The organism is Metamycoplasma equirhinis (assembly GCF_006385185.1).
Classification (GTDB): Bacteria; Bacillota_I; Bacilli_A; order Mycoplasmatales; family Metamycoplasmataceae; genus Metamycoplasma; species Metamycoplasma equirhinis.
The window spans coordinates 1-3,177 of record NZ_VFIX01000011.1 but is presented as its reverse complement, the minus strand read 5'-3'; the positions used below and the strand labels follow the sequence as shown (position 1 = coordinate 3,177).

General features: G+C 28.3%; 1 protein-coding gene. It reads left to right on the top strand.

The features are described from left to right. Positions 1 to 3,177 (top strand): hypothetical protein (locus tag FJM08_RS03475; protein WP_170177189.1); only part of this gene is annotated, 3,177 nt, incomplete at both ends.

Sequence of the window (3,177 nt, the reverse complement as noted above, 5' to 3'; positions counted from 1 at the left end):
TTTTAAAAGATAAAAGTAAAGTTGAAAAACGTGCTGAAACAATTATTCGTCAAATTAAAGAAGCAATTGAACGTGCTGAAAAGGGAGTAATAATTCCCGAATTTAAAGCATCAATTAAAGAACTTGAGGAATTATCTGCTGCTGCTGAGGAAATTAAAACCAAGGCAAAAATTTTCGATTTAAATGACATTATCAATAAATTAGATGGTGCAATTAATGATGCTAATGCTGAAATTCAAATTCTAAAAGATAAAATTAGTAAGCAAGATGAAATTGCACAAAAAGAAGCAATTAAAAAATTTGCTGAAGAATTAAAAGATAAAGTTGATAAAGCAATTAAAAAAGGCGAAGATGCTCAAACTGTTGAAGAGCTAGAAGAAGCTAAAAAGCAAATTGACACATTAAAAGATGTTGCCAGTGAAGCTGCTAAAGAAGCTAATAAATTAAATGAACCTGAAGCTAAAGCAAAAATTGAATCGCAAATCCAACGTTTAGAAGAAGAATCTAAAAAACTTAATAAGCGTATTGAAGAAAAGAAAGCAAAAGATTCAGAATTAAAAAACGAACTAAAAGAATTACTTGAAGAACTAGAAAAAGCAGGTGCAGATGCTAAAAACGCTCAAAGCCTAAATGATTTAAACAAGGCAATCGCAGAATTAGAAGCAAAAATAGCAAAAGGCCAAGCTTTACAGCAAAAATTAAATCAAGCCAAATTAACTGATGAAGTAGATACATTAAAAAAAGCACTTGAAAAAGCTGCCGAAATTTTAACTGATGCTAAAAACCGAAAAGATGCCGAAAATACTCGAATAAATGAATTAAAAAATAAATTAAATAATCAAAAGCAAGACTTAGAATCAAAAACTAATAATACAAAATCAAAAAATACAATTTCTGAATTAGAAAATGCACTAAATGAATTAAATAAATCAATTAATGATGCCAAAACTCTTAATAATGATGCCAAAGATGATAAATCAAAAAATTCATTTAAAGATGAGTATAACGCCTTTGCTAAAGCACTAGAAGACGCTAAAAATCAAGCGCAAAGTTCACAACAAAAATTAGATGCTTTAAAACAAGCAAAAAATGAACTTGATAAAAAAGTTGCTGATGCAATATCAAATGCTAATGAAGCAATCAAAGAAGCAAATCAAAATAAAAATAGTGAAGATAAAGATGAATTATCTTCTGTTTTAGAACAAATTTCTAAGGCAAAATCTGATCTTGAAAAGGCAAAACAAGATTCAGAAGCAGCAAATGATAGTGAAAACAAAAAGAAATGTGAAGATAAATTATTAGAATTAATTAACTCTGAAAATGAAATTAAAGACCAAAAAGCTAAGGTTGAAAATAAAGAAAAAGAAATTGCTAAATCAAAAGAAGCAGTTAAAGAGCAAATTGAAGCACTAGATAAAGAAATTGCTAATGTTGATAAGGCTATCTCTGATAAAAATAAAGCAAATATTGATTTAGCAAAAACTGAATTAGATAAAGAAATTACTAAAGCAGAAGAATTGCTAGAAAAAATAAAAAACGAACCAAAACTAAATCAAGAACATATTGATCTTAATTCAAAAATAACTGATGCTAAAAATAAATCAAAAGCTGCTGAAGAAGCTTTAAAAAATATTAATAAAGCTGAAGATGACGCTAAAAAAGCAACACAAGAAGCCAAACAAGAATTGGATAAAGCTATTAATGACGCTAAAACTGCCAATCCAAATAAACTGGATGATTTAAAAGAAAAACAAAAACAATTAGATGAGGCTATTGAAAAAGGAAATAAGGCAAATAAACAAGCTGATGAAGCCGGTGTAAGCGATCAAGACTTAAAAGATAAATTAAAAGAAGCAGAAAAAGAAAAGAAAACATTAGAAGAAAAAATCAAAAAAGCAGAACAAGATAACATTAATCAAATTAAGCAAAAAATAAATGATGCAATTAGTGCATTAGATGGCGCAATAAGTAAGGTTAATGACGCAACACAAACCGCAAATAAACATGATTTAGTAAAAACAGAAGAAGCGATAGCAGAAATTGCTAATGCGCTAAAAACTGCAAACGATACTAAATCTGAAACTGAAGCAAACCAAATTAAATATCAAAACGAATTTAATTCTTTGGTCTCAAAAATCACAGATGCAAAGCAAAAACAAACTGAAATTTTAAAGCAAAAACAAGACATTGAAAATGAACGAAAAGTCGCAGATAAAGAATATGAAACATTAAAACAAAATGTTGACACAAACATTTTGTTATTTGAAAATAATTCAGATAAATTAGACAAAGTCACCGAAGCTATTAGTAAATTAGAAAAAAACTTAGAAAATGCTAAAAAACTGTTAAATGAATCTAAAAAAATTAAATACTCTGATCTAGAAAATAAGACCAGTGCGCTAATTACTCAAATCGAAACCAAACTTATTGAGGCAAGAGCCAAAGAGCAAACATTAAAAAATGCTCAAGAAGCCGAAAAACAAAGAATTGAAAAACTAAAAGATGATCTAAATGCTGCGAGTCAAGAGTTAGAAAACAAATCTAATATTTTGAATAATGCTCAAGGACTAGATAATAAACAAAAAGCATTAAACGAATTATCGGAAGCTATTACAAAAGCAAATGAAATCGCTAAAAAAGTTACCGATGTAGATAAAACTATTAATGCAAAAACCGAATGAGAAAACTTTAATTCTAAATTAACTGAAGCAACTAAATTAACAACGGACAAACAAAAAGAAATTGCTGATAAAAAACTAGATTTAGATAACAAAATTAAAACTATTGAGAAAAAAGTTACCGATGCAATTCAAAATGCAGCGCAAGCGATAGGCGAAAAAGACAAGTCTAAACTTCAAGCATCTAAAACCGAATTAGAAAATTTAGTTAAAGATTTAGAAAAACTTAAAAAAGAAACCGAACAAGAAAAATATGCAGAAGGTACAAAAAAAGTCAATGATGAATTAACAAAAATCAATGAACAATTGAAAAAAGTTTCCGATGAATTAAACTCAGAAACAAACCGTATTAGTCAAGTTAAAGAGGCTCTCGAAAAAGCAACCAGAGATCTTAAGGCCGCTAAAACAGAAGCTGAAAATAATAAAGATAAAGTTGACGAATTAGATAAAGCCTTACGAGAATTAGAAACTCAATATAATCTTGCTGACGCAGAATATA